Consider the following 20,672-nt stretch of genomic DNA (forward strand, 5'->3'; position numbering starts at 1 on the left):
CCGACCGGCACCGCGACCAGCTACCAAAGTCGAGACCCAGGAGTCGACCAAGGTCGGTGCGGCGCCGACCGGTGGCCGCAGCGGATGGCCGGGCGGCGCGGGCAGGCTCGACGACATGATCACCGTGGAGAACCTCACCAAACGATACGGGCCACATCCGGCCGTGGACGACGTGTCGTTCCAGTGCGAGCCGGGCACGGTCACCGGCTTCCTCGGCCCCAACGGCGCCGGCAAGTCCACCACCATGCGGATGATCTGCGGGCTCACCGCACCGACCGCCGGCCGCGCCACCGTCTCCGGGCGCCCCTACCGGGAGCTGCCCAACCCGGGGCGGGAGGTCGGGGTGCTGCTGGACGCCTCCGCCCAGCACGCCGGGCGGACCGGCCGCGAGGCGCTGACGCTGTCCGCGTACACCATGGGGTTGGACCGGCGGGAGGTCGCCGCGAAGCTCGACCTGGTCGGGCTGAACGCGGTGGCCGCCAAGCGGCGGGTACGGGCGTACTCGTTGGGAATGCGCCAGCGGCTCGGGCTGGCCCAGGCGCTGCTCGGCGACCCCCGGGTGCTGATCCTCGACGAGCCGGCGAACGGCCTGGACCCGGAGGGGATCTTCTGGATGCGCGGCCTGCTGCGCGACTTCGCCGACCGGGGCGGCATCGTGCTGCTCTCCTCGCACCTGCTGCGCGAGGTGGAGGCGGTCGCGGACCGGCTGGTGGTCATCGGGGGCGGCCGGATCGTGGCCCAGGGCGACAAGAGCGAGTTGCTCGCCGGCGGCGGCACGCTGGTGCGGGCCCGCGACGGCGCGGCGTTGCGCCGGGCGCTGGACGCGGCCGGCCTGACCGCCGCCGACGGCACCGACGGGCTGCTCGTGCAGGCCGACGCCGAGGCGGTCGGCCAGGCCGCCGCGGACGCCGGTGTCGCGCTCGCCGAGCTGCGCCCCGCCGGCGCCGGTGGCCTGGAACAGCTCTTCCTCACCCTGACTGCCGGCGAATCCACCAAGGAGGCCGTCCGATGACCACGACCACCGCGCCCGCCGCCGGCGCCGTCGCGCCCCGGCAGCACACTCCGGTACGCCGCCCGTCGCTGCTCCGGCTCACCGTCGTGGAGCTGCGCAAGCTCGTCGACACCCGGGCCGGCCGCTGGCTGCTGATCACGATCGGCCTGATCACCGCCGTGATCGTCACCGCCCAGCTGATCTTCGCGAAGGACGCCGACCAGACCTTCGTGAACTTCTTCATGCCCTCGCTGCTGCCGCTCGGGGTGCTGCTGCCGGTGCTCGGCATCCTGTCGATCACGAGCGAGTGGTCCCAACGGACCGCCCTCAGCACGTACGCCCTGGTGCCCCGCCGGGAACGCGTCGTGGCCGCGAAGCTGATCGCCGTGGTGCTGACCGCGCTCGCCTCGGTGCTGGCCAGCCTGGCTATCGCCGCCGCCGGAACGCTGGTGGCCGGCGCTACCGGCGGCGCGGGCACCTGGCGGATCGAAGGGGCCCTGATCGGGCACGCCGTCATCTTCCAGGTGGCCAACGTGCTGCTGGGCGCGGGTTTCGGGCTGCTGCTGCTCAATCCGCCGCTGGCCATCGTCGGCTACCTGCTGCTGCCCACCCTCTGGTCGGTGCTCGGCGAGCTGATCCGGCCGCTGCGTGGCCCGGCCGGCTGGCTGGACACCGGCCGGACGATGGAGCCGCTGTTCACCAGCCATGTCACAGGCGAGCAGTGGGGGCGGCTGGTGGTGTCCCTGCTGGTCTGGATGGTCGTCCCGCTGGCCGCCGGCCTGGTCCGGACGCTGCGCCGCGAGGTGTCCTGAGCATGGCCGGCGACGGCTACGGCCCGCGCAGCGTGGTCACCGGCGGACCGGTCGAGCTGGTCGTGCTGTGGGCCGGCTTCCCGCTGCTCGGTGCGGGCGCCGGCGGTCTGCTCGCGCTGGTGGCGGGTTGGGTCGCCGGGCTGCCCTGGGCGCCCCTGCAGTGGCTGTTCAACCTGCTGGACCGGTTGCCCGAGCAGCAGGCCATCGCCGGCACGGCGGCGGTGGGCACGGTGGCCGGTCTGGTCATCGCCGGCGTGGGCACCGTCGAACGGCTGGTCGTCACCGTCGACGCGGCGCAGGTCCGGCTGCGCCGCGCCGGCCGGGACCGGGACGTCGCGCGCGCCGAGACCCGGGTGGTCTTCCTCGACGACGGGAACCTGGTGCTGCTCGACGCCGACGGCGCGGAGCTGGTGCGGGAGTCGACGGATCTGCCGGCCACCCGGCTGGCGGCGGCGTTCCGCACGCACGGCTGGGCGTGGGCGGACGGCGATCCGCACCGGTCGGCGTACCGGCTGTGGGTGCCCGACCTGCCCGGGCTGCCCGCCGGGGCGGACGCCCTGCTGCGCGCCCGCGACCGGGCGATGCAGCGCGACCGCCGCGACGACGCCCGGGAACTGCGGCGGGAGCTGGGCCGGATCGGGGTGGTGCTGCGCGACGAGGGCAAACGGCAGTACTGGCGGCTGACCGGGCGGGCGGTCAGCCCCGGGCCGGAGGAGTCGACTTCGGCCGAGCGGGGGCCGGACGGGCGGTAGCGTCTGTCCCAGGAGATCCTGGGAGCGCGCGATGACCGAGCAGCAGCCGTACCGGGTGGTGTCCCGACACCCCGGCTTCGAGCTGCGCCGGTACCCGGCCCACCTGGTCGCCGAGATGCAGATCCAGGCCTCGTTCACCCGGGCCCCGATCGAGGCGTTCCGGCCGCTGGCCGCCTACATCGGGGGCGCCAACCGGGCCCGGCACCCGATCGGGATGACCGCGCCCGTCGTGCAGGAGGCCACGGAGACCGAGAAGATCGCGATGACCGCTCCGGTGGTCCAGGAGGAGGGCGAGCAGCCGGGCGCGTACCTGATCCAGTTCGTCATGCCGGCCAGCTTCACCACCGCCACCCTGCCCGAGCCGGTGGACCCCCGGGTGCGGACCCGGGAGATCCCGGCGCAGCTCGCGGCGGCGATGCGCTTCTCCGGACGCTGGACGGAGCGGGCGTTCGGCCAGCGGGCCACCATGCTCGGCCGGTCGGTCACCGCCGCCGGGCTGCAACCCACCGGCGCCATCCGGTACGCCCGGTTCGACCCGCCGTGGAAGCCGTGGTTCCTGCGCCGCAACGAGGTCGTGCTACCGGTGGTGGAGTGAGGCGGGCCGGACGACAGGGATTGACCTCTGTCACTGCGCGGACGACAGTGGCGGCAGGCACCGCGCGCGGGGCGCGGTCGGAACGGGGACGACGATGACCTCCACGGGTGCCAGCCCCGGCGGCAGCGGGATGTTCCGCCGCAAGCCGGTCGAGGAGATCGCGGACGAGAGCGGGGAGGGGCTGTCCCGCTCGCTCGGGCTGTGGCAGCTCACCGCCATCGGGGTGGGCGGCATCATCGGCGCCGGCATCTTCGCGCTGGCGGGTGCGGTGGCCAACCAGACGGCCGGCCCGGCGGTGCTGGTGTCGTTCCTGATCGCCGGCCTGGCCAGCGCCGCCGCCGCGCTGTCCTACGCCGAGTTCGCCGGCATGATCCCCAAGGCCGGCTCGGCCTACACCTACGGGTACGCGGTGCTCGGCGAGGCGGTCGGCTGGTTCATCGGCTGGGACCTGCTGCTGGAGTACACCGCGATCGTCGCGGTGGTGGCGATCGGCATCTCCGGCTACTTCGGCTTCCTCGTCGGCGAGCTGGGCGCGGAGCTGCCGGCCTGGATGCTCGGCGCCCCGGGCACCGGGGACGGCCACGTCGTCGACCTCTTCGCGGTGGCGCTCTGCCTGCTCATCGCGTTCCTGCTCAACCAGGGCATCAAGACCGCAGCCCGGTTCGAGACCTTCGTGGTCGGGCTGAAGGTGGCCGTCGTCCTGCTGGTGATCGTGGTCGGCTTCTTCCACATCCGGACGGCCAACTACTCACCGTTCTTCCCGTTCGGGCTGAGCGGGGCGTTCACCGGCGCGGCCACCGTCTTCTTCGCCGTCTTCGGCTACGACGCGATGAGCACCGCCGCCGAGGAGTCCCGGGACGCCCGCCGGCACATGCCGAAGGCCATCATCTGGTCGCTGGTCATCTCGATGGTGCTCTACGTGCTGGCCACCCTGGTGCTGACCGGGATGCAGAACTACCGGAACATCGACGCGGAGAGCGGCTTCTCCTCGGCGTTCGGGTCGGTCGGCCTGTCCGGGCTGGCCAGCGTGATCGCGGTCGGCGCCATCATCGGGATCCTGACCGTCATGTTCACCTTCATGCTGGGCGTGACCCGGGTCTGGTTCTCGATGAGCCGCGACGGGCTGCTGCCGGCGTGGTTCGGCAAGCTGCACCCGGTCCGCCGGGTGCCCACCAGAGTCACCTGGATCGTCGGGGTGGCGTCCGCGCTGATCGCCGGCTTCCTGCCGATCCGGGAGGCGGCGGAGCTGACCAACATCGGCATCCTGCTCGCCTTCGTGGTGGTCTGCATCGCGGTGATCGTGCTGCGCTACCGCCGCCCGGACGCGCCGCGTACCTTCCGGCTGCCGGGGATGCCGGTGGTGCCGGCGGCCGGCGCGCTCTTCTCGGTCTGGCTGATCACCTACCTCGCACCGGAGACCTGGCTGCGCTTCGCGGTCTGGTTCGTGATCGGCATCATGATCTACGCCTTCTACGGTTACCGGCGCTCCGCGCTCGCCGGCCGCCCGCCGACGGACCCGTCCGGGCCCTCCGGACCGACCGGCCCGGGCGGGGCCGGCGGATCGGCGCGGTGACCGAGTGCGGGCGGCCAGGCCAGCAGCAGCCCCATCCCGAGCCCGGCGAGCACCCCGGCCAGCGAGAGCAGCACATCGGAGTCGGCGGCGTTGATCGGGCTGTTGCCGGCCAGCGCCGTGAACATCGCGCCGATCGGCAGCAGCACCATCCCGGCGAGCACCGTGACCAGCAGCATCGCCATCGGACCCACCAGCGCGGCGAGGGCGGCCACCGCGTGGTGCCGCCAGGCCGGCCGGCCGCCCGGCCAGTCCCAGGCCAGCAGGGTGACCCCGGTCAGCAGCACCGCCCCGAGGGCGACCAGCGGCAGGACCCGCGGGCCGGGCGGAATCGTCCGGATCAGTCCGACGCCGGACACGGCCGCCACGCCGAGCCCGGCCGCCAGCACGCAACGGGCCCGGGTCCGGGCCGGGGCCGCCGCCAGGGCGGCGCCGATGGTCAGGGCGACCAGCAGGACGCCGGTGGCGAAGGCCGAGGGGTTCAGCTCGGGCTCCCGGTCGGTCGGTGACTCGATGCCGGCGGCCACCAGCGTCAGCACTCCCGTCACGCAGGCGGCGCCGGTCAGCGTCCACCGGTCCGCACCGGCGCGGGGTGCGCCGCGCTCCCGCCACCGCAGGACCGCCGCCACCGCACCGAGCACCGCGCAGCCGCCTGCGGCGAGCAGCACCGTCGACCCGGTGCCGATCGGGTCGGTCCGGTCGATCGCGACGTCGGCGGCGACCCAGAGACCGCCGAGCAGCACCGCCGGGCCGGCCCACCGCGGGCGCCCGCGGCCGGCCAGCACCAGCCCGAGCACCACGGCGACGATCGCCGTGAACCGCAGGTCCCGTGCCCAGTAGGCGTTGTTGCCAGGCAGCCGCTCGGACCACGGGCCGATCGGCTCGGTGAGCGGTTGCAGCACCGTCATGCCGATCGCCCAGAGCACGACGGCGGCGGCGGAGAGGAGCAGCCCGACCGGGCGCGCGGATCGCATCCGTGGACGTTAGCGGCCCGGAGGCCTCCTCGGCGGCCCCCGGGCCGGGGCGGGGTCATCCGGCGACGGCGCCGACCGGCGAGCGGGCGGGACGGTGGCGCAGCAACCGCCACGTCGGCAGCACGCTCGCCACCACCGCGAGCAGCAGGCAGAGGCCCACCACCCCGCCGATCACCGGCCACGGCACGACGAGGTCCACCGGCGCGCCGACCTGCTCGGCGAGACCGGCGCGGATGCTCAGCAGACCGACGAACGCGACCGTCCCGCCGAGCAGTGCGCCGATCAGCACCACCAGGGCGGACTCGGCCGTGACCACCCAGAGGACCTGGCGCCGGGTCGCACCGGCCAGCCGGATCAGCCGCAGGTCCGCAGCCCGGCCGGCGGCAGCCAGCAACAGCGTGTTGGCCACCGCGATGGCCCCGTAGCCGGCGGACACACCGATCAACAGCAGCGTGAACAGCCAGACGAGGCGGTCCTCGGCAGCGTCCGCCTCGGCCGCCCAGGTGGCGACGTCGACGATCCGCGCGCCGACCGGCGGATCGATCCGGTCCCGGACGTACACCGTGGAGGTCAGCGCCGACGGGTCGTGCGTTCGCACCACGGCCCGGGGCACGAGCAGGTCGCCGGGGAGCGAGTCGTCGGTGACCACGGCGACGACGCGCAGCGGCACCAACGTCCCGTCGGCGAAGACCAGCTCGTACGCCTCGGATGGCAGCAGGTTCGTCGAGCCGGTGACCACCACCGTGTCCTCGCCACGTAGGTCGTTCAGGGAGCCGGCGACGACGGTGAGCGCCCGGTTCGCGGCGGCGAAGCCCGCCGGGTCCACACCGAGCGCGGTCAGTGGCCGGTTCTCCGGCAGCGTTCCGGGGTCGGTGCGGAAGACCGTGGTCGGCAGGAGGGCGGTGCCACCGGCCGTGGCAACGGCCTGGTCCGACAGACCGGGTCCCCCGTCGGGCACGACGATCCAGCCGGCGTTCACATTGTCCGCCCGACCTGCCGCGTACGCGGCGGTGGTGGTGTGCACCATCCCGGACACCAGCACCGCGAACGCGACCGTGAGCAGCACCGGCGCGGCGATGGACGCGGTCCGCCGGGTGGCGGTCAACGCTCCACCCCGGACCAGCATCCCGATCGCGCCACCGGGCCCCCGCACCGGAGACCGCAGCAGCCGCACGACCGGCCCGACCACCGCCGGGGCGAGCACGGTGGCACCGGCCACCAGGGCCATCACCGCGTAGAGGGCGTACTGCGCGGCGACCCGGGCTTCGTCTGCGGTCGCCGTTCCGACGCTGAGCGCGGCCCCCACCGCGACGAGAAACGCCCCGGTGGCGACCCGCAGCCGCCCGATCGGTCGCTGCTCCACCGCGGCCTCGCGCAGCGCCTCCAACGGGCGGACCCGGGCCGCTCGGCGGGACGCCGACCAGACGGCCAGCAGCGCGATCACCGGCCCGGCGACGAGCGAGACCGCGACCGGCCAGAAGGCGTAGCGGACCGCGAAGGTCGCCGGCTCGAAGCCGACGTCGACCAGCAGTCGACCCAACGCCGGGGCGAGTGCCGCGCCGACCAACAGGCCGACGAGCCCGGCCGAGGCGCCGACGGCGAGCGCCTCGGCGTACACCATGCGGCGGACCTGGCGTGGGGTGGCGCCCACGGCGCGCAGCAGGCCCAGCTCGCGACGGCGCTGCGCGATGGTGAACGCGAAGGTGGAGGCGACCACGAACACCGTGACGAAGCCGGCGAGGGCCGCCGTGGCGGTGAGCACCTGCATGCCGATCCAGCGGGTACGGGCGTCACCGCGCGGCTCCAGCGCGCTACGCCCGTCGCCGGTCAGCACCCGTCCGTCGCCACCGACGACACCGCTCGCGGCCGCCGCGACCCGCTCCGGGTCGGCGCCGGGCGCGAGCACCAGCCCGATGGCCCGCACACCGGGTGCGAGCGCGGCGGCGACCTCGTCCGCGACGTAGACGCCGGGCGCGTCGACCAGGCCGCTGACGGTGTATGGCTGCGGACCCGCCGCCGTGAGAAGGGTGACCGGCGCGCCGGTCCGCAGCCCGAGCGCGCGGTCGACGACCACCTCGCCGGGCATGCGGGGCGGCTCGCCGGCCGTGAGGCGCAGTTCGCCCAGCCGGGCGCTGGACCAGCCGTGCCCCTGGTGGGCGTCCTCCCGCCGGGCATCAGCGGCCGAAGGGCGGCCGCCGACGAGCGGCTGGGCGTAGAAGGTCCGGTCCGGAACTGCCGCCGCGACGCCCGGCAGACCGGCCAGCCTGGTGGTGAGTTCCGCCGCCGCGGTGGCGGACCAGGGTCGGCTCGGCACGAAGGAGTCAGCCTCCGCACCCGCCTCCGGACTCTGCACCACCACCGCCGCCTGTGCCAGCCGGGCCGGGACCTGCGGACGCCCGGAGGCGAGCAGCAGGGTGGACGTCGCGACCAGCGCGACCCCGATGGCGACGGCCACGAACGCGCTGGCCGAACGCCGGACGCTCAGCAAGACAGCTCCCCGGCGGTCTCCGCGGCGTGCCGGGACGCGCCCACCGGATCCGCCTCACGCTCGGCGATCCGGGCGGCGACGGCAGCGGCGGTGATCCCGCCGGTCAACTCGTCGACGACGCGGCCGTCGGCGAGCAGGAGTACCCGATCGGCGTACGCGGCGGCGCTGGGATCGTGGGTCACCATCACGACGGTCTGCCCGTGGTCGTCGACGAGCGCGCGCAGCAGCCGGAGCACCTGCCGCGACGCCGCGCTGTCCAGTGCCCCGGTCGGCTCGTCGGCGAAGAGCACCACCGGACGGGTGATCAACGCTCGGGCCACGGCGACGCGCTGCTGCTCGCCACCGGACAGCTCACTTGGCCGGTGTCCGGCCCGGTCGGCCAGTCCGACGGCGTCGAGCGCGGCGGTGACGTCCCGGGCCGGTGGGCGGCGGCCGGCCAGGCGCAAGGGCAACTCGACGTTCTGCGCGGCGGTCAGCGTGGACACCAGGTTGAACGCCTGGAACACGAAGCCGATGCGGTCACGCCGCAGTCGGGTCAGCTCGTCCTCGCCGAGGTCGTTCAAACGGGTGCCGTCGATCGTGACGATCCCCTCGGTCGGGCTGTCCAGCCCGGCCGCGCAGTGCAGCAGGGTGGACTTTCCCGAGCCGGAGGGGCCCATCACCGCCGTGAACGTGCGGCTCGCGAAGCTGGTCGTCACACCGTCGAGCGCCGTCACCGGCCGACTCGGGGTGCCGTACACCGCGCGTAACCCCGTCAGGGTCACCGTGTCTGTGGTCATGGCCGTCACGGTGCCGGCTCCGGCTGGTGTCGCGCGTCGTGCCAGCGCGGACACTTTCCTGCCCTCCCGTGGGCGGAGTCCGGGCGCGACCAGTGACCAGGCGTCCTACCCGAGGATGACGGTCCATGGGTGGACGTTCCCACCGCGGCTGGCCGATACCGTTTGTCGGGTGATCGCTCTCCTGCTGTCCCGGCGACTGCGGCCGATGGATCTGTACATCCTGGACGCCGTCCTGGCCGTGGCGGTCGGCGGGCTGCTCTGCCCGTACGCGGCGCTCGAGTCGCCGCTGCACGGTGGCGTACGCGAACCGCTCTGGGTGTCCGTGCTCGTCGGAATGACTCTCGGACTGCCGTTGGCCGTCCGGCGACGGTGGCCGGTTCCGGTCGCCATCGTGATCAGCTCGATCAGCACCATTGCCCTGGTCACCGGCGTGATTCCCAACTTCGCGGCTGCCGCGCCGGCGTTCGCCATCGGCCTGTCCTTCTACACGGTGGCCGTGTCGACGACCACGCGCCGATCGATGCTCTGCGCCGCCGGTTGTCTCGCTCTGGTGAGCGTCGCGCTGGTGCTGACCGCGGGCGACCTCTGGTCGCGGACCGGGGCGGTCGCCTACGCCGCCGTCATGATCGCGCCAGCCTGGCTGATCGGCTGGCTGATCCGGGAGCGACGCGCCCTGGCCGCCCGTCAGAGTGAGAACCTGGTCCGTCAGGCCGCCACCGAGGAGCGACTGCGGGTGGCGCGCGAGCTGCACGACGTGGTGGCGCACACGCTGAGCCTCATCGTGGTGAAGGCGGCCGTCGCCAACCACGTCGCCGAGGCCGACCCGCGCGAGGCGGGCGCCGCCCTGCGGGTGATCGAGGAGACCGGCCGCAGCGCGTTGACCGACGTCCGTCGGGTGCTCGGCGTACTGCGGGAGGGCACCCCGTTCGCCCCGACGCCCGGGTTGGACGAGTTGCCGGTGCTCGCCGAGCAGGCGGCGATCGGCGGTGTCGACGTACGGCTCGACGTACGGCGGGAGGAGGCCGGCGCGGTGCCGGAATCCGTGGGCCTCGCGGTGTACCGGATCGTGCAGGAGGCGGTGACCAACGTGGTGAAGCATGCGGCCCCGGCCGCCTGCCGGGCGACGGTGACCGTCCTGCCCACCGAGGTGCGGGTGGAGGTGACCGACGACGGCCGGCGACCGGTGTCTGCGGTCGGGGAGGGACACGGGTTGATTGGCATGCGGGAACGGGTGGCGTTGCACGGTGGAGAGTTCCACGCCGGACCACGCTCCGACGGCGGCTTCGCGGTGACGGCCAACCTGCCCTACCGGGTGGCCGCGTGATCCGGGTGCTGATCGCCGACGACCAGGCGCTGCTGCGCGGCAGCTTCCGACTCCTGGTCGATCTGACTCCGGACTTCACCACTGTCGGCGAGGCGGGCACCGGCGTGGAGGCCGTCGCGTTGACCGCACAACACCGGCCGGATGTGGTGCTGATGGACGTACGGATGCCGGAGATGGACGGCATCGAGGCGACCCGGCGAATCTGCGTCGACCCGGCGACAGCCGGCACCCGGGTCATCATCCTGACGACGTTCGACCTGGACGAGTACGTCTACGGGGCGCTGCGCGCCGGAGCCAGCGGGTTCCTGCTCAAGGACACCCCACCAGCGGACCTGCTGGCCGGGATCCGGGTGGTCGCCGGGGGCGAGGGGCTGCTCGCGCCGACGGTGACCCGCCGGCTGATCGACGAGTTCGCCCGCCGGCCAGAGCCGGCCCGTCCGCTGCCCCGACACCTTGACGGGGTGACCGATCGGGAACGGGAAGTGCCCGCGCTGATCGCCCGCGGTCTGTCCAATGCGGAGTTGGCCGCGCACCTCAGTCTCAGCCCGGCAACGGTCAAGACGCACGTCGGGCGGTTGCTGACGAAGCTGGCGGCGCGCGACCGGGCGCAACTGGTCATCGTCGCCTACGAAACGGGCCTGGTAGGTCTCGGCGGGTCGAGGCCGACCGACCTACGCTGAGCGAGTCGGCCGCGCACCCGAGGAGAAGCCATGACCCGTTACGTCGCCCTGCTGCGCGGGGTCAACGTCGGCACCACCCGGCTCGCGATGGCCGACCTGCGTCGGCTCGTCACCGACCTCGGGCACGAGGACGTCAAGACGTACCTGCAGAGCGGCAACGTGGTGTTCGGCAGCACCGTACGGGACGCCGAGCGGCTGGCCGGCGGGATCGAGCGGGTGCTCGCCGACGAGTTGGGGCTGAGCGTGCCGGTGCTGGTACGCAGCGCCCGGGAGCTGGCGGCGGTGGCCGGCGGCAATCCGTACGCCGAGCAGGAGGACGACCCGACGAGGTTGCTGGTGGCCTTCCTCGCCACCGCCCCGAAGCGGTCCATGGTGGACGCGCTGACCGTGCCCGGCGGCGAGAACGTGTCGTTCACGGTGACCGGCCGGGAGGTCTACCTGCACTTCCCCGAGGGTGGCTACGGGCGGTCGAAGTTCACCAACGCGTACCTGGAGAAGAAGCTGGACGTGGTGGCCACCACCCGGAACTGGAAGTCGGTGCGCGCGCTCGCGGAGCTGGCCGCCGGCTGAGCCGGCGGGGGCCGCGCCGGCCGGGCCGCGACCCCCACCCGGACCGGTCAGAAGTGGTACGCGGTCTCGTACTCGGGTACCAGGACCCGGCTGCGCGGCGAGATCCGGCGCACCGCCGCGATCATCTCGTCCAGCCGGAGGCGGTCGGCCGGGGCGACGACCGGCGGGTTCTGCAACCGGGTCTCGAAGTTGTCCCAGTGCACCGGCACCACGACCTTCGGGTAGTCCAGGCCGGCCAGCAGTCGGGGCAGGTAGTCGCCGGTGGTGGTGGCGCTCTGCATGGCCACCATGGCCACGTCCGGTGCCAGGCCGGTGAGGTTCCGCTCGGCGACGTCGCTGGCCCCGGTGAAGTAGACCGACGGGCCGCCGTCGACCCGCAGCAGGTAGCCCAGCGTGTCCCCCTCCGGCAGGTCACCGATGGTCGCGGGCAGCGCCGGCTGGCTCACCCGCACCCCCGGAAACGCCACCGAGTACGTCGCGTTGCGGCTGTGCAGCGAGCCGACCACCTCGACGCTGTGGTCGCCGAAGTCCAGCACCTCACCACCCTTCACGGCGCTGAGCTGCGTCGACGGCACCCCGTAGGCCAACCCCAGGTGGTAGGCGGTCAGCGTGCCGAACACCCGCGCGCCGGTGCGCTTGGCGATGTAGGGCACGTCCATGAAGTGGTCCCAGTGGGTGTGCGTGACCAGCACGGTCATGGCCCGGTCGACGCGCGGGTCGATCACGTCGGTGCGCACGGTCAACGGGGTGGCCGTGTTGAACGGGCCGGTGAACAGCCCGGTGTCGATCCGGCTGAGGAAGGGGTCGACCAGCACCGTCCGGTCCCCGATGTCGATGCGCCAGCCGGCCGTACCCCACCAGCGGAAGCTGACCGCGCCGCTGCGGCGGCTGGTCGGCGCGGGGGCGGCGGCCGACGGCGCGGCCTGGGCTGGGGTGGCGGAGGTGGCGGCGAGGCCGCCGGCGGAGACGAGGGCGGTGGTGGCGGCGGCGTCGCGCAGGAAGCGCCGGCGGTCGAGACTGGGCATGACGGATCTACTCCCCGTGGTCGGGCGACTGGTCGACAGAAGCCAATCAGCGCCACCCGGCCCAGGTCCAAGATCCAGCACCGCCGGCTCCGATACGCGCCCGCATATCGGGCCGGCCCAGCGACGGTGTGACGAGGCTCGGCGGGGCGGAAAATCAGTCGCCGCGCAGCGCCTCCACGGCCGTCCGGGCCGCGTGCCCCATCGCCACGTCCACGTCGATCCGGCGCGGCGCCAGCCGGTCGGCACGGGCGAAGACGGCGATGGCGTACCGGCCGCCGTCGGGGTACTCGGCGACGCCGGCCTCCAGGTGCAGGCCGGGCAGGGTGCCGGTCTTGCCGGACACCCGCACGCCGGGCGGGAACCCGGCGGCCAGCCGGGTCCAGAAGAGCTGCCGGGCCATCCAGGTGCGGACCATGGCGCACGCCTCGGGCGGCCCGGCCTCGTCGCGCCAGATCAGCGTGAGCAGCCGGGTGATCTCCCGGGGCGTGCTGGACGTGGTGCGCGCCGGGTCGAAGACCCGCATGGCCCAGACCCTCTCCGCCGGCAGGGTGGGGAAGATCCGGGCGAACTCCGCGTCGGTTCGCGCGCCCACGTCGGCGAGCATCGCCTCGACCAGGTCCCGGGGGCCGCCGAGGACGCGGGTGCGGGTCAACCCCAGCTCGGCGGCGAGCATCGGCAGCAGGTCCGGGCCGACCCGGCGCAGCAGCAGATCGGCGGCGGTGTTGTCGCTGACCGACATGGCGAAGTACGCGAGGTCGCGCAGCGACACCTCGGCATCGTCGGTGCAGCCGGCCAGCCCCCACCCGCCCAGCCGGTCGGCGGCGGTGACCAGGATCCGCTCGGTCGGGTCCAGCTGGCCGGCGACGACCTGCCGGGCGAACTCCAGCACCAGCAGGATCTTGAAGATCGACGCGATCACCACCTGCTCGTCGGCCCGCACCCCGACCCCCGGACCGCCGCCCGCCGGGTCGTCGGCGGGCTCCACGGTCAGATCCACGGCGTCCAGGTCGACCGCGTGCAGGCTGGCGGTGGCCCCGGCACCGGCGAAGATGCTCTCGATGTGCTCCCCCACGTCCACGCAGGCACGGTATCCAGCAGCACGCTGCCGGCGCTGGCGTAGGGTCCGGGCCGTGGACCTGCTCCGACACCTGCGGCACTTCGTGGTGGTCGCCCAGGAGCTGCACTTCGGGCGGGCGGCGGAGCTGCTCGGCATGGCCCAGCCGCCGCTGAGCCAGTCGATCCAGCGGCTCGAGCGGGAACTGACGGTCGAGCTGTTCGACCGGTCCCGCCGCCAGGTGCGGCTCACCACCGCCGGTGAGCTGCTGCTCGGCGAGGCCGCGGAACTGCTCGCCGTCGAGGGACGGCTGCGCAACCTGATGGGGCAGGTCCGTGCCGGCGAGCTGGGCATCCTGCGGGCCGGGGTACCACCGGAGACGCCCGCGGTGACGCTGCGCCTGCTGCTGGACGCGCTCACCGACCGGGCCCCCGACCTGGACGTGGAGTTGCACGAGCTGACCAGCAGCGAGCAGGTGCGGATGCTCACCGAGCGGAACCTGGACGTGGGGCTGGTGCACCACCCGGTGGCGGCGGACGGGCTGCGCTTCGGCGCCTCGGTCGACGTACCCCTCGGGGTGCTGCTGCCGCGCACCTCGCCGCTGGCCCGCGACCGGGAGGTGACGCTCGCCGCCCTGGCCGGCCTGGACCTGGTGGCCGCGCCCCGGGCGACCGCGCCCGGCTGGCACGACCACCTGCTGGCGGTGTGCCGCCGGCACGGCTGGCGGCCGGCGCGGGTCCGGCCGGCGCGCAACCCGGAGTTCCTCTTCGGGCTGGTGCTGGCCGGCGGCGCGGTGGCCGTGGAACCGGCGACGGTGGCCCGCCGGGAACCCCGGATCGCCTGGCGGCCGGTCGCCGACGCGCCGCTGGCGAAGCGGACCTCGGCGGCCTGGCCGGACCGGTCCGCGCATCCGGCGGCGCCGATGTTCGGGCAGCTCGCCGCCGCGGTGCTGGCCGGCGCCGAGCCCACGCCGGCACCGAACACCCCGCCGTCGGTGCCGGCGGCGCGACCCTGGCCGGTGCTCTTCGACACGACCGGGTGAGCGCCCGTACGCCACGTTGCGCTCGTCACCTCGCGATCGGCGGTGAAACGACCTCCCGCTCGGGTAGGGATAACAGGTGGCACCGGTGGACGTGATTCCGCGCCCGGGTGCCTCGGACGAAGACGCGAAGGAGCCGCAGTGGCCAACACGATTCCCGACATCAGCCTGAACGACGGCACGACCATCCCGCAGCTCGGCTTCGGGGTGTTCCAGATCGAGCCGAAGGACACCGTCGAGGCGGTGACCACGGCGCTGGAGGTGGGCTACCGGCACATCGACACCGCGGAGATGTACGGCAACGAGGCCGAGGTCGGTGAGGCCGTACGCGTGTCCGGCCTCGACCGGGACGCGGTCTACGTGACCAGCAAGCTGAACAACGCCTTCCACCGCCCCGACGACGCCCGCAAGGCGTTCGACTCGACCCTGGCGGCGCTGAAGATGGACCACATCGACCTGTTCCTGATCCACTGGCCGCTGCCGACCCTGTACGACGGCGACTTCGTCTCCACCTGGAAGGTGCTGGAGGAGTTCCAGCGCGACGGCCGGGCCCGCTCGATCGGCGTGTCGAACTTCCAGGTGTCGCACCTGCAGCGCCTGGCCGCCGAGGCGGACGTGGTGCCCGCGGTGAACCAGATCGAGGTGCACCCGTACTTCGGTAACGAGGAGGTCCGCGCCTACGGCCGGGAGCACAACATCCTCACCGAGGCGTGGTCGCCGATCGCGCAGGGCAACGTGCTGGGCGACCCGACGGTCATCGACATCGCCGAGCAGCTCGGCCGGACCCCGGCGCAGGTGGTGCTCCGCTGGCACGTGCAGCGCGGCGACATCATCTTCCCGAAGTCGACCACCCCGAAGCGGATCGAGGAGAACACCCGGATCTTCGACTTCGAGCTGGACGACACGGCGATGGAGCGGATCACCGCCCTGGACAAGGGCGAGGCCGGGCGGCAGGGCCCCAACCCGGACACCTTCGCCTACCTGCCGGCGTAACGCGACGGCCGGCGACGACGCCAGCGAAAAGGGGGGCCCGGTCGGGCCCCCCTTTTTCGCGCGAAAGGACCGCCCCCGGCGATGTCGCTCCGCCGTACCATCCTGGTTCCGCTGTCGTTACTCCTGCTCGGCTCGTCGGCCTGCGCCCCGAGCAAGGCCGCCGAGGCTCCCCGCTGGTCCGCGCCGACGGTGTCGGCCTCCCCGACCCCGCCGAAGCCGCGCCCGGCGCCGACCTCCACCGCCGAGGCCCGCAGCCGGGTCACCGGGGCGATGCTGAACCTGGACGCGACGTTCCACCCGGAGACCGCCCAGTACACCGACGAGAACACCGAGGCGTGGAAACTGATCTCCCTGTGCAGGGCGAGCCTGCCGTCGGACATCAAACGCACCGCCTACCGGGAGCGGCTCTGGGACGGCGAGGACGTGTGGATCCGGCAGTACGTGGTCGGCTACCTGAAGGTGCCCGGCCGCAAGCTCGCCGACGAGCTGCGGTCCGTCCTCGCGACGTGCAAGGAGTACGAGGTGCCCGACGACGGGCGCACGTCGACGATCGTGCGGCCGTCGCCCCCGCCGGTGCCGAACGGCCCCGACGTGATCACCTTCTGCGAGCGGCTGAAGGGGAAGACCACCCGGCACCAGTGCACGCTGGTCCTGGTACGCGGCAACTTCGTCATGGAGGTGGACGCCTCGGCGAGCAACGGAGACCTGGCGGCCGGCACCGCGCTGATCGCGAAGATCGCGCCGCTGGCGGTTGCCGCCTTCGAGAAGGCCGTCTGAACGCCGCCGCGGGGCGCGCGCCGCTGCTGCCGCGCCTGCCCCTTCGCTTGACCTGGAGTGCGCTCCAGCCGGCAGGGTGACACGCGGGCGCCCACCGGTACGGGCGCACGAAAGGAGATCCCCATGCGGTACCGCACCATCGGCACCGACCCGGCGACCCGGCGCGAGGTCAGCGTGCTCAGCCTCGGCGCGATGCTGTTCGGCAGCGCCACCGACGAGGCCACCTCGTACGCGATCCTCGACCGGTACGTCGAGGCCGGCGGCACGTTCATCGACACCTCGGACAACTACGCGTTCTGGGTGGACGGCGGGCAGGGCGGGCAGAGCGAGGAGCTGCTCGGCCGGTGGCGGCGCAGCCGGGGCGTCGGCGCCGAGATCGTCATCGCCACCAAGCTGGGCGCGCGCCCGCTGGCCCCGGGGACCAGCTACCTGGACAACGCCGAGGGCCTGTCCGCCAAGGTGATCCGCGAGTCCGCGGAGCGCAGCCGGGACCGGCTCGGCGTGGAGCGGCTGGACCTGCTCTACGCGCACATTGAGGACCGCACGGTGCCGCTGTCGGAGACCGTGGAGGGCTTCGCCGAGCTGGTCGCGGAGGGGACGGTGGGCCTGCTGGGGGCGAGCAACCACCGGGCCTGGCGGGTCGAGCGGGCCCGCGCGCTGGCCGCCGCCGCCGGCCTGCCCGGCTACGAGGTGCTCCAGTACCACCGCAGCTACCTGCCGAATCGGACCGACCTGGCCAGCGCGCTGGACCCGGACGGCGAGCCGGGCGGCGTGGGCGGGGATCTGCTCAGCTACCTGCGCGCCGAGCCGGAGCTGACCCTGGTGGCGTACTCGCCGCTGCTCAAGGGGGCGTTCACCCGGGCGGACAAGCCGCTCAGCGAGGCGTACGACCTGCCGAGCGCGCCGCGCCGGCTGGCCGCGCTGCGCGAGCTGGCCGGGGAGACCGGCGCGACGGTCAACCAGGTGGTGCTCGCCTGGTTGCTGGGCGGCGACCTGCCGTCGATCCCACTGGTGGGCGCCTCCTCGGTGGCCCAACTCGACGAGAGCCTCGCGGCGGTGGACCTGGAGCTGACCGCCGAGCAGCGGCACCGCCTCGACACCACCTGGTGACCGCGCGCTGACCGCGCCGCCGGCGTCAGCCCGCCGGTGGGGCGGTCAGGTCGAGCTGCCAGTCGTTGGCGCGCATCATGTGCCCCGGCGGGTATTCGAAGTCGGTCTCGCCCAGCAGTGTGAAGCCGGCCTTGCGGCAGACCGCGTTCGAGGCGGGGTTGTCGACCGAGGGGTAGGCGTGCGCGTAGCGGCGGGTCCGCCGGGCGCGGGCCACGTCGACGACCGCCAGCACCGCGGCGGTGGCCAGCCCCTGCCCCCGGTACGCGGGCAGCACCGCCCAGCCCATCTCGTACACCGGCTGGTCGCGCCACTCCCGGGCCCAGTAGCCGACGCTGCCTGCACGAGCCCCGTCGGGCAGCACCAGGGTGAACATGCAGCCCTGCCCGCCCTCGGCGAAGTGCACGTACCGGTCGTGCCGGGCGAGGACCTGCTCGTCGGTCTCCGGACCGCCGGTGTGCCTGCGCGTGTCCGGTGAGTTGAGCTGCCGCAGCAGGTCGAGGTCGTCCTCGCGCCACGGCTCGATGCGTACCTGCGCCATCCCGCCCCCTGTTCCTCGGCCCCAGTCAAGCCGATGGCTCTGACATCGGTCCCCGAAACACCGCCCGCTAGGACGGATCTAGCGGGCCTCCGGCCGCCCCCTCGCGCCTCCTGGGTGAGACCGTGACGCCGGGAGGGGGAAACGATGACGCCGCTCAGGATCGCCGTGATCATCGGCAGCACCCGGGAGGGGCGGGCCGGAGACCGGGTCGCCCGCTGGTTCGTCGACCAGGCCGAGCGGCACGACGACCTCAGCGTGACGGTCGTTGACCTCAACGAGTACGACTTTCCGTCCAGCTACCCCGCCGAGTCGACCGCGTCCATCCGGGCGTTCGTCCGCGAGGTGGGCCGGGCGGACGCGTTCGTCGTGGTCACCCCCGAGTACAACCACAGCTTCCCGGCACCGTTGAAACAGGCGATCGACTACGCGTACGACGAGTGGCAGGCCAAACCGGTCGGCTTCGTGTCGTACGGCTGCCGGTCCACCGGCCTGCACGCGGTCGACCAGCTCCGCACGGTCTTCACCGCACTGCACGCGATGACGGTGCGCGACGTCGTCGGGATCGACCTGCTCGCCGGCGAGCCGACGCCGCAGTGCACCGACGAGCTGCGCCGGGACACCTGCGTCCTGCTCGACCAGCTCCGCTGGTGGGGGCTGGCGTTGCGCGACGGGCGCACCGCCCGGCCCTACGCCTCCTGAACACGACCAACGAAAGGTAAGGATCATGAGTAGACGCACCACCGGCCTGGCCATCGAGGCCGAGGGGCTCACCCGCTCGTTCGGGGACACCAAGGCGCTGGCCGGCATCGACCTGCAGGTGCCCGCCGGCACCGTCTACGGCCTGCTCGGCCCGAACGGGGCGGGCAAGACCACCGCGGTACGGGTGCTCGCGACGCTGCTGCGGCCCGACGGGGGCACGGCGCGCGTGTTCGGGCACGACGTGGTCAGGGAGGCGGACGCGGTCCGCGCCCGGGTGAGCCTCACCGGCCAGTACGCCTCGGTCGACGAGGACCTGACCGGTACGGAGAACCTGGTGCTCCTGGCCCGCCTGCTCGGCCTGCGCAAGCCGGCCGCCCGCGACCGCGCGGCGGCACTGCTCGCCGCGTTCGGCCTGACCGAGGCGAGCGACCGCCAGGTGAAGAAGTACTCCGGCGGGATGCGGCGGCGCATCGACATCGCGGCCAGCATCCTCAACACGCCCGACCTGCTCTTCCTCGACGAGCCGACGACGGGTCTCGACCCGCGTAGCCGCAACCAGGTGTGGGAGATCGTCCGGGCCGTGGTGGCACACGGCACGACGGTGCTGCTGACCACGCAGTACCTGGACGAGGCCGACCAGCTCGCCGGGCGGATCGCGGTCGTCGACCACGGCCGGGTGATCGCGGAGGGCACCCCGGGCGAGCTGAAGTCGTCGGTCGGCTCCGGCACCGTGCACCTGCGACTGCGCGACCCCGCGCAGCGACCCGAGGCGGAGAAGGTGCTCCAGGCGGCACTGGGCGTACCGGTGCAGCTCGAACCGGACCCGGTCGCCCTGCTCGCCCGGGTCGGCGAGGCGGGCAGCGACCTCGACGCCAGCGCCCAGGCCGCCCGCGCGCTCGGCGACCTGGCCCGCGCCGGGATCGTCGTCGACGACTTCTCCCTCGGCCAGCCGAGCCTCGACGAGGTCTTCCTGGCCCTGACCGACCACCCCGCCGTACCCGCCGACGAGCGGGACGACCAGCTGGAGGCAGCCCGATGAGCAACGCCACCACCACGACCGAACGGGCCCCGTCCGTCTACGTCCCGTCCGCCGAGGCGCTGGCGACCGTGCTCGCGCCCGGTGCCCGACCGCCCCGGCCCAGCGCGCTGGGCGCCTCGCTGACGTTCGGCTGGCGGGCCATGCTGAAGATCAAGCACGTGCCGGAGCAGCTCTTCGACGTGACCGCGTTCCCGATCATCATGGTGCTGATGTTCACGTACCTGTTCGGCGGCGCCCTCGCCGACAGCCCGCGCGACTACCTGCAGTTCTTCCTGCCCGGCATCATGGTGACCAGCGTCGTGATGATCACCATGTACACCGGCGTCGGCCTGAACACCGACATCGAGAAGGGCATCTTCGACCGCTTCCGGACGCTGCCGGTCTGGCGGCCGGCCGCCCTGGTCGGCATGATCTTCGGCGACGTGCTGCGCTACATCCTCGCCGCCCTGGTGATCCTCGGCGTCGGGCTGGCGCTCGGGTTCCGGCCCGACGGCGGGGTGGGTGGCGTCGCCGCCGGGATCGGGCTGCTGGTGGTCTTCTCGTTCGCGTTCTCCTGGGTGTGGACGTTCTTCGGGCTGATCCTGCGCAGCGAGAAGTCGGTGATGGGCGTCAGCATGATGGTGCTGTTCCCGCTGACCTTCCTGAGCAACGTCTTCGTCGAGCCGAGCACCATGCCCGGCTGGCTCCAGGCGTTCGTGAACGTCAACCCGGTGACGCAGCTGGTCGCCGCCGTCCGGGCGGCGATGTCCGGCTCGTCGGATCCGTCCAGCGTGATGTGGTTGCTGGTGTGGAGCGCCGGGTTCGTGGTCGTCTTCGGCACGCTCACGATGTACCGCTACAACCGCCGCTGATCCTGCCCTGAC

At 73.4% G+C, this 20,672-nt stretch carries 21 protein-coding genes; 15 read left to right on the forward strand and 6 right to left on the reverse strand.

Annotation, left to right across the window (positions count from 1 at the left end; genetic code table 11):
- The first annotated feature begins 115 nt into the window (after positions 1-115).
- From AB0K07_RS25610 to AB0K07_RS25630, 5 genes are all read left to right on the forward strand, one after another.
- Positions 116-1,012: an ATP-binding cassette domain-containing protein gene (locus tag AB0K07_RS25610; RefSeq protein WP_363758348.1), complete on the forward strand. Its 897-nt coding sequence runs from the start codon at positions 116-118 to the stop codon at positions 1,010-1,012.
- The gene (locus AB0K07_RS25615; RefSeq protein WP_363758350.1) at positions 1,009-1,803 is read left to right on the forward strand and encodes an ABC transporter permease; all 795 of its coding nucleotides are present in this window, start codon (positions 1,009-1,011) and stop codon (positions 1,801-1,803) included. Before AB0K07_RS25610 ends, AB0K07_RS25615 begins: the two co-directional genes overlap by 4 nt.
- Before the next feature lie 2 nt (positions 1,804-1,805).
- Entirely contained in the window at positions 1,806-2,555 is a 750-nt protein-coding gene (locus AB0K07_RS25620) for a hypothetical protein (RefSeq protein WP_363758352.1), read from the forward strand.
- 31 nt (positions 2,556-2,586) lie between these two features.
- Positions 2,587-3,150 carry a heme-binding protein gene (locus tag AB0K07_RS25625; protein ID WP_363758354.1) on the forward strand — a complete coding sequence of 188 codons (564 nt, stop codon included), beginning with the start codon at positions 2,587-2,589 and terminating at the stop codon, positions 3,148-3,150.
- A 94-nt stretch (positions 3,151-3,244) separates the two neighbouring features.
- Complete coding sequence (locus AB0K07_RS25630) at positions 3,245-4,723, forward strand: amino acid permease (RefSeq protein WP_363758356.1); 1,479 nt, start codon at positions 3,245-3,247, stop codon at positions 4,721-4,723.
- Here AB0K07_RS25630 and AB0K07_RS25635 read toward each other — a convergent pair.
- The 3 genes from AB0K07_RS25635 to AB0K07_RS25645 are packed head-to-tail and all read right to left on the reverse strand — an operon-like array spanning position 4,627 to position 8,961.
- A complete protein-coding gene (locus tag AB0K07_RS25635; RefSeq protein ID WP_363758358.1) occupies positions 4,627-5,694 on the reverse strand; it encodes a hypothetical protein in 1,068 nt (355 codons plus the stop codon). The two genes, AB0K07_RS25630 and AB0K07_RS25635, sit on opposite strands and share 97 nt — an antisense overlap.
- A 55-nt stretch (positions 5,695-5,749) precedes the next feature.
- Positions 5,750-8,182: an ABC transporter permease gene (locus AB0K07_RS25640; protein WP_363758360.1), complete on the reverse strand. Its 2,433-nt coding sequence runs from the start codon at positions 8,180-8,182 to the stop codon at positions 5,750-5,752.
- Positions 8,176-8,961, reverse strand: coding sequence for an ABC transporter ATP-binding protein (locus AB0K07_RS25645; protein ID WP_363758362.1), 786 nt, complete (start codon positions 8,959-8,961; stop codon positions 8,176-8,178). The genes AB0K07_RS25640 and AB0K07_RS25645 overlap by 7 nt, the downstream gene beginning before the upstream one ends.
- Before the next feature lie 169 nt (positions 8,962-9,130).
- Between AB0K07_RS25645 and AB0K07_RS25650 the strand changes: the two genes are divergently transcribed.
- The 3 genes from AB0K07_RS25650 to AB0K07_RS25660 are packed head-to-tail and all read left to right on the forward strand — an operon-like array spanning position 9,131 to position 11,535.
- Positions 9,131-10,285, forward strand: coding sequence for a sensor histidine kinase (locus AB0K07_RS25650; protein ID WP_363758364.1), 1,155 nt, complete (start codon positions 9,131-9,133; stop codon positions 10,283-10,285).
- Entirely contained in the window at positions 10,282-10,965 is a 684-nt protein-coding gene (locus AB0K07_RS25655) for a response regulator transcription factor (RefSeq protein ID WP_363758366.1), read from the forward strand. Before AB0K07_RS25650 ends, AB0K07_RS25655 begins: the two co-directional genes overlap by 4 nt.
- Positions 10,966-10,995: 30 nt before the next feature.
- Positions 10,996-11,535 (forward strand): DUF1697 domain-containing protein, encoded by a 540-nt coding sequence (locus AB0K07_RS25660; protein WP_363758368.1) that lies wholly within the window; start codon positions 10,996-10,998, stop codon positions 11,533-11,535.
- 47 nt (positions 11,536-11,582) lie between these two features.
- On the opposite strand, the gene AB0K07_RS25665 is transcribed toward AB0K07_RS25660, so the two are convergent.
- Positions 11,583-12,560, reverse strand: coding sequence for an MBL fold metallo-hydrolase (locus tag AB0K07_RS25665; protein WP_363758370.1), 978 nt, complete (start codon positions 12,558-12,560; stop codon positions 11,583-11,585).
- Between the two features lie 154 nt (positions 12,561-12,714).
- On the reverse strand, positions 12,715-13,638 hold the full coding sequence (locus AB0K07_RS25670; RefSeq protein WP_363758372.1) for a serine hydrolase: 924 nt from the start codon (positions 13,636-13,638) through the stop codon (positions 12,715-12,717).
- Positions 13,639-13,690: 52 nt separating this feature from the next.
- On the opposite strand from AB0K07_RS25670, the gene AB0K07_RS25675 reads away from it, so the two are divergent.
- From AB0K07_RS25675 to AB0K07_RS25690, 4 genes are all read left to right on the forward strand, one after another.
- A complete protein-coding gene (locus AB0K07_RS25675; protein ID WP_363758374.1) occupies positions 13,691-14,656 on the forward strand; it encodes a LysR family transcriptional regulator in 966 nt (321 codons plus the stop codon).
- Positions 14,657-14,794: 138 nt separating this feature from the next.
- Positions 14,795-15,646 carry an aldo/keto reductase gene (locus AB0K07_RS25680; protein ID WP_363758376.1) on the forward strand — a complete coding sequence of 284 codons (852 nt, stop codon included), beginning with the start codon at positions 14,795-14,797 and terminating at the stop codon, positions 15,644-15,646.
- Positions 15,647-15,727: 81 nt separating this feature from the next.
- Positions 15,728-16,423, forward strand: a complete 696-nt coding sequence (locus AB0K07_RS25685) for a hypothetical protein (protein WP_363758378.1) — start codon at positions 15,728-15,730, stop codon at positions 16,421-16,423.
- Positions 16,424-16,546: 123 nt separating this feature from the next.
- Positions 16,547-17,533, forward strand: coding sequence for an aldo/keto reductase (locus AB0K07_RS25690; protein ID WP_363758380.1), 987 nt, complete (start codon positions 16,547-16,549; stop codon positions 17,531-17,533).
- 25 nt (positions 17,534-17,558) lie between these two features.
- On the opposite strand, the gene AB0K07_RS25695 is transcribed toward AB0K07_RS25690, so the two are convergent.
- A complete protein-coding gene (locus AB0K07_RS25695) occupies positions 17,559-18,071 on the reverse strand; it encodes a GNAT family N-acetyltransferase (RefSeq protein ID WP_363758382.1) in 513 nt (170 codons plus the stop codon).
- Between the two features lie 144 nt (positions 18,072-18,215).
- Here AB0K07_RS25695 and AB0K07_RS25700 point away from each other — a divergent pair, with 144 nt between their 5' ends.
- From AB0K07_RS25700 to AB0K07_RS25710, 3 genes are read left to right on the forward strand one after another with little or no spacing between them, the layout of a single operon-like run.
- Complete coding sequence (locus AB0K07_RS25700) at positions 18,216-18,770, forward strand: NAD(P)H-dependent oxidoreductase (RefSeq protein ID WP_363758384.1); 555 nt, start codon at positions 18,216-18,218, stop codon at positions 18,768-18,770.
- 25 nt (positions 18,771-18,795) lie between these two features.
- Positions 18,796-19,809 (forward strand): ATP-binding cassette domain-containing protein, encoded by a 1,014-nt coding sequence (locus AB0K07_RS25705; RefSeq protein ID WP_363758386.1) that lies wholly within the window; start codon positions 18,796-18,798, stop codon positions 19,807-19,809.
- Positions 19,806-20,660: an ABC transporter permease gene (locus AB0K07_RS25710; RefSeq protein WP_363758388.1), complete on the forward strand. Its 855-nt coding sequence runs from the start codon at positions 19,806-19,808 to the stop codon at positions 20,658-20,660. Before AB0K07_RS25705 ends, AB0K07_RS25710 begins: the two co-directional genes overlap by 4 nt.
- The last annotated feature ends 12 nt before the right edge of the window (positions 20,661-20,672 follow it).

This window comes from Micromonospora sp. NPDC049301, assembly GCF_040678715.1.
In the GTDB taxonomy this organism is placed as follows: Bacteria; Actinomycetota; Actinomycetes; order Mycobacteriales; family Micromonosporaceae; genus Micromonospora.

Excerpts from the sequence above, each read along its gene's own strand:
- AB0K07_RS25660 (WP_363758368.1), top strand. The coding sequence starts at position 10,996 with ATGACCCGTTACGTCGCCCTGCTGCGCGGGGTCAACGTCGGCACCACC.
- AB0K07_RS25610 (WP_363758348.1), top strand. The coding sequence starts at position 116 with ATGATCACCGTGGAGAACCTCACCAAACGATACGGGCCACATCCGGCC.
- AB0K07_RS25705 (WP_363758386.1), top strand. The coding sequence starts at position 18,796 with ATGAGTAGACGCACCACCGGCCTGGCCATCGAGGCCGAGGGGCTCACC.
- AB0K07_RS25620 (WP_363758352.1), top strand. The coding sequence starts at position 1,806 with ATGGCCGGCGACGGCTACGGCCCGCGCAGCGTGGTCACCGGCGGACCG.
- AB0K07_RS25710 (WP_363758388.1), top strand. The coding sequence starts at position 19,806 with ATGAGCAACGCCACCACCACGACCGAACGGGCCCCGTCCGTCTACGTC.
- AB0K07_RS25615 (WP_363758350.1), top strand. The coding sequence starts at position 1,009 with ATGACCACGACCACCGCGCCCGCCGCCGGCGCCGTCGCGCCCCGGCAG.
- AB0K07_RS25625 (WP_363758354.1), top strand. The coding sequence starts at position 2,587 with ATGACCGAGCAGCAGCCGTACCGGGTGGTGTCCCGACACCCCGGCTTC.
- AB0K07_RS25700 (WP_363758384.1), top strand. The coding sequence starts at position 18,216 with ATGACGCCGCTCAGGATCGCCGTGATCATCGGCAGCACCCGGGAGGGG.
- AB0K07_RS25665 (WP_363758370.1), bottom strand. The coding sequence starts at position 12,560 with ATGCCCAGTCTCGACCGCCGGCGCTTCCTGCGCGACGCCGCCGCCACC.
- AB0K07_RS25645 (WP_363758362.1), bottom strand. The coding sequence starts at position 8,961 with ATGACCACAGACACGGTGACCCTGACGGGGTTACGCGCGGTGTACGGC.
- AB0K07_RS25685 (WP_363758378.1), top strand. The coding sequence starts at position 15,728 with ATGTCGCTCCGCCGTACCATCCTGGTTCCGCTGTCGTTACTCCTGCTC.
- AB0K07_RS25690 (WP_363758380.1), top strand. The coding sequence starts at position 16,547 with ATGCGGTACCGCACCATCGGCACCGACCCGGCGACCCGGCGCGAGGTC.
- AB0K07_RS25695 (WP_363758382.1), bottom strand. The coding sequence starts at position 18,071 with ATGGCGCAGGTACGCATCGAGCCGTGGCGCGAGGACGACCTCGACCTG.
- AB0K07_RS25630 (WP_363758356.1), top strand. The coding sequence starts at position 3,245 with ATGACCTCCACGGGTGCCAGCCCCGGCGGCAGCGGGATGTTCCGCCGC.
- AB0K07_RS25635 (WP_363758358.1), bottom strand. The coding sequence starts at position 5,694 with ATGCGATCCGCGCGCCCGGTCGGGCTGCTCCTCTCCGCCGCCGCCGTC.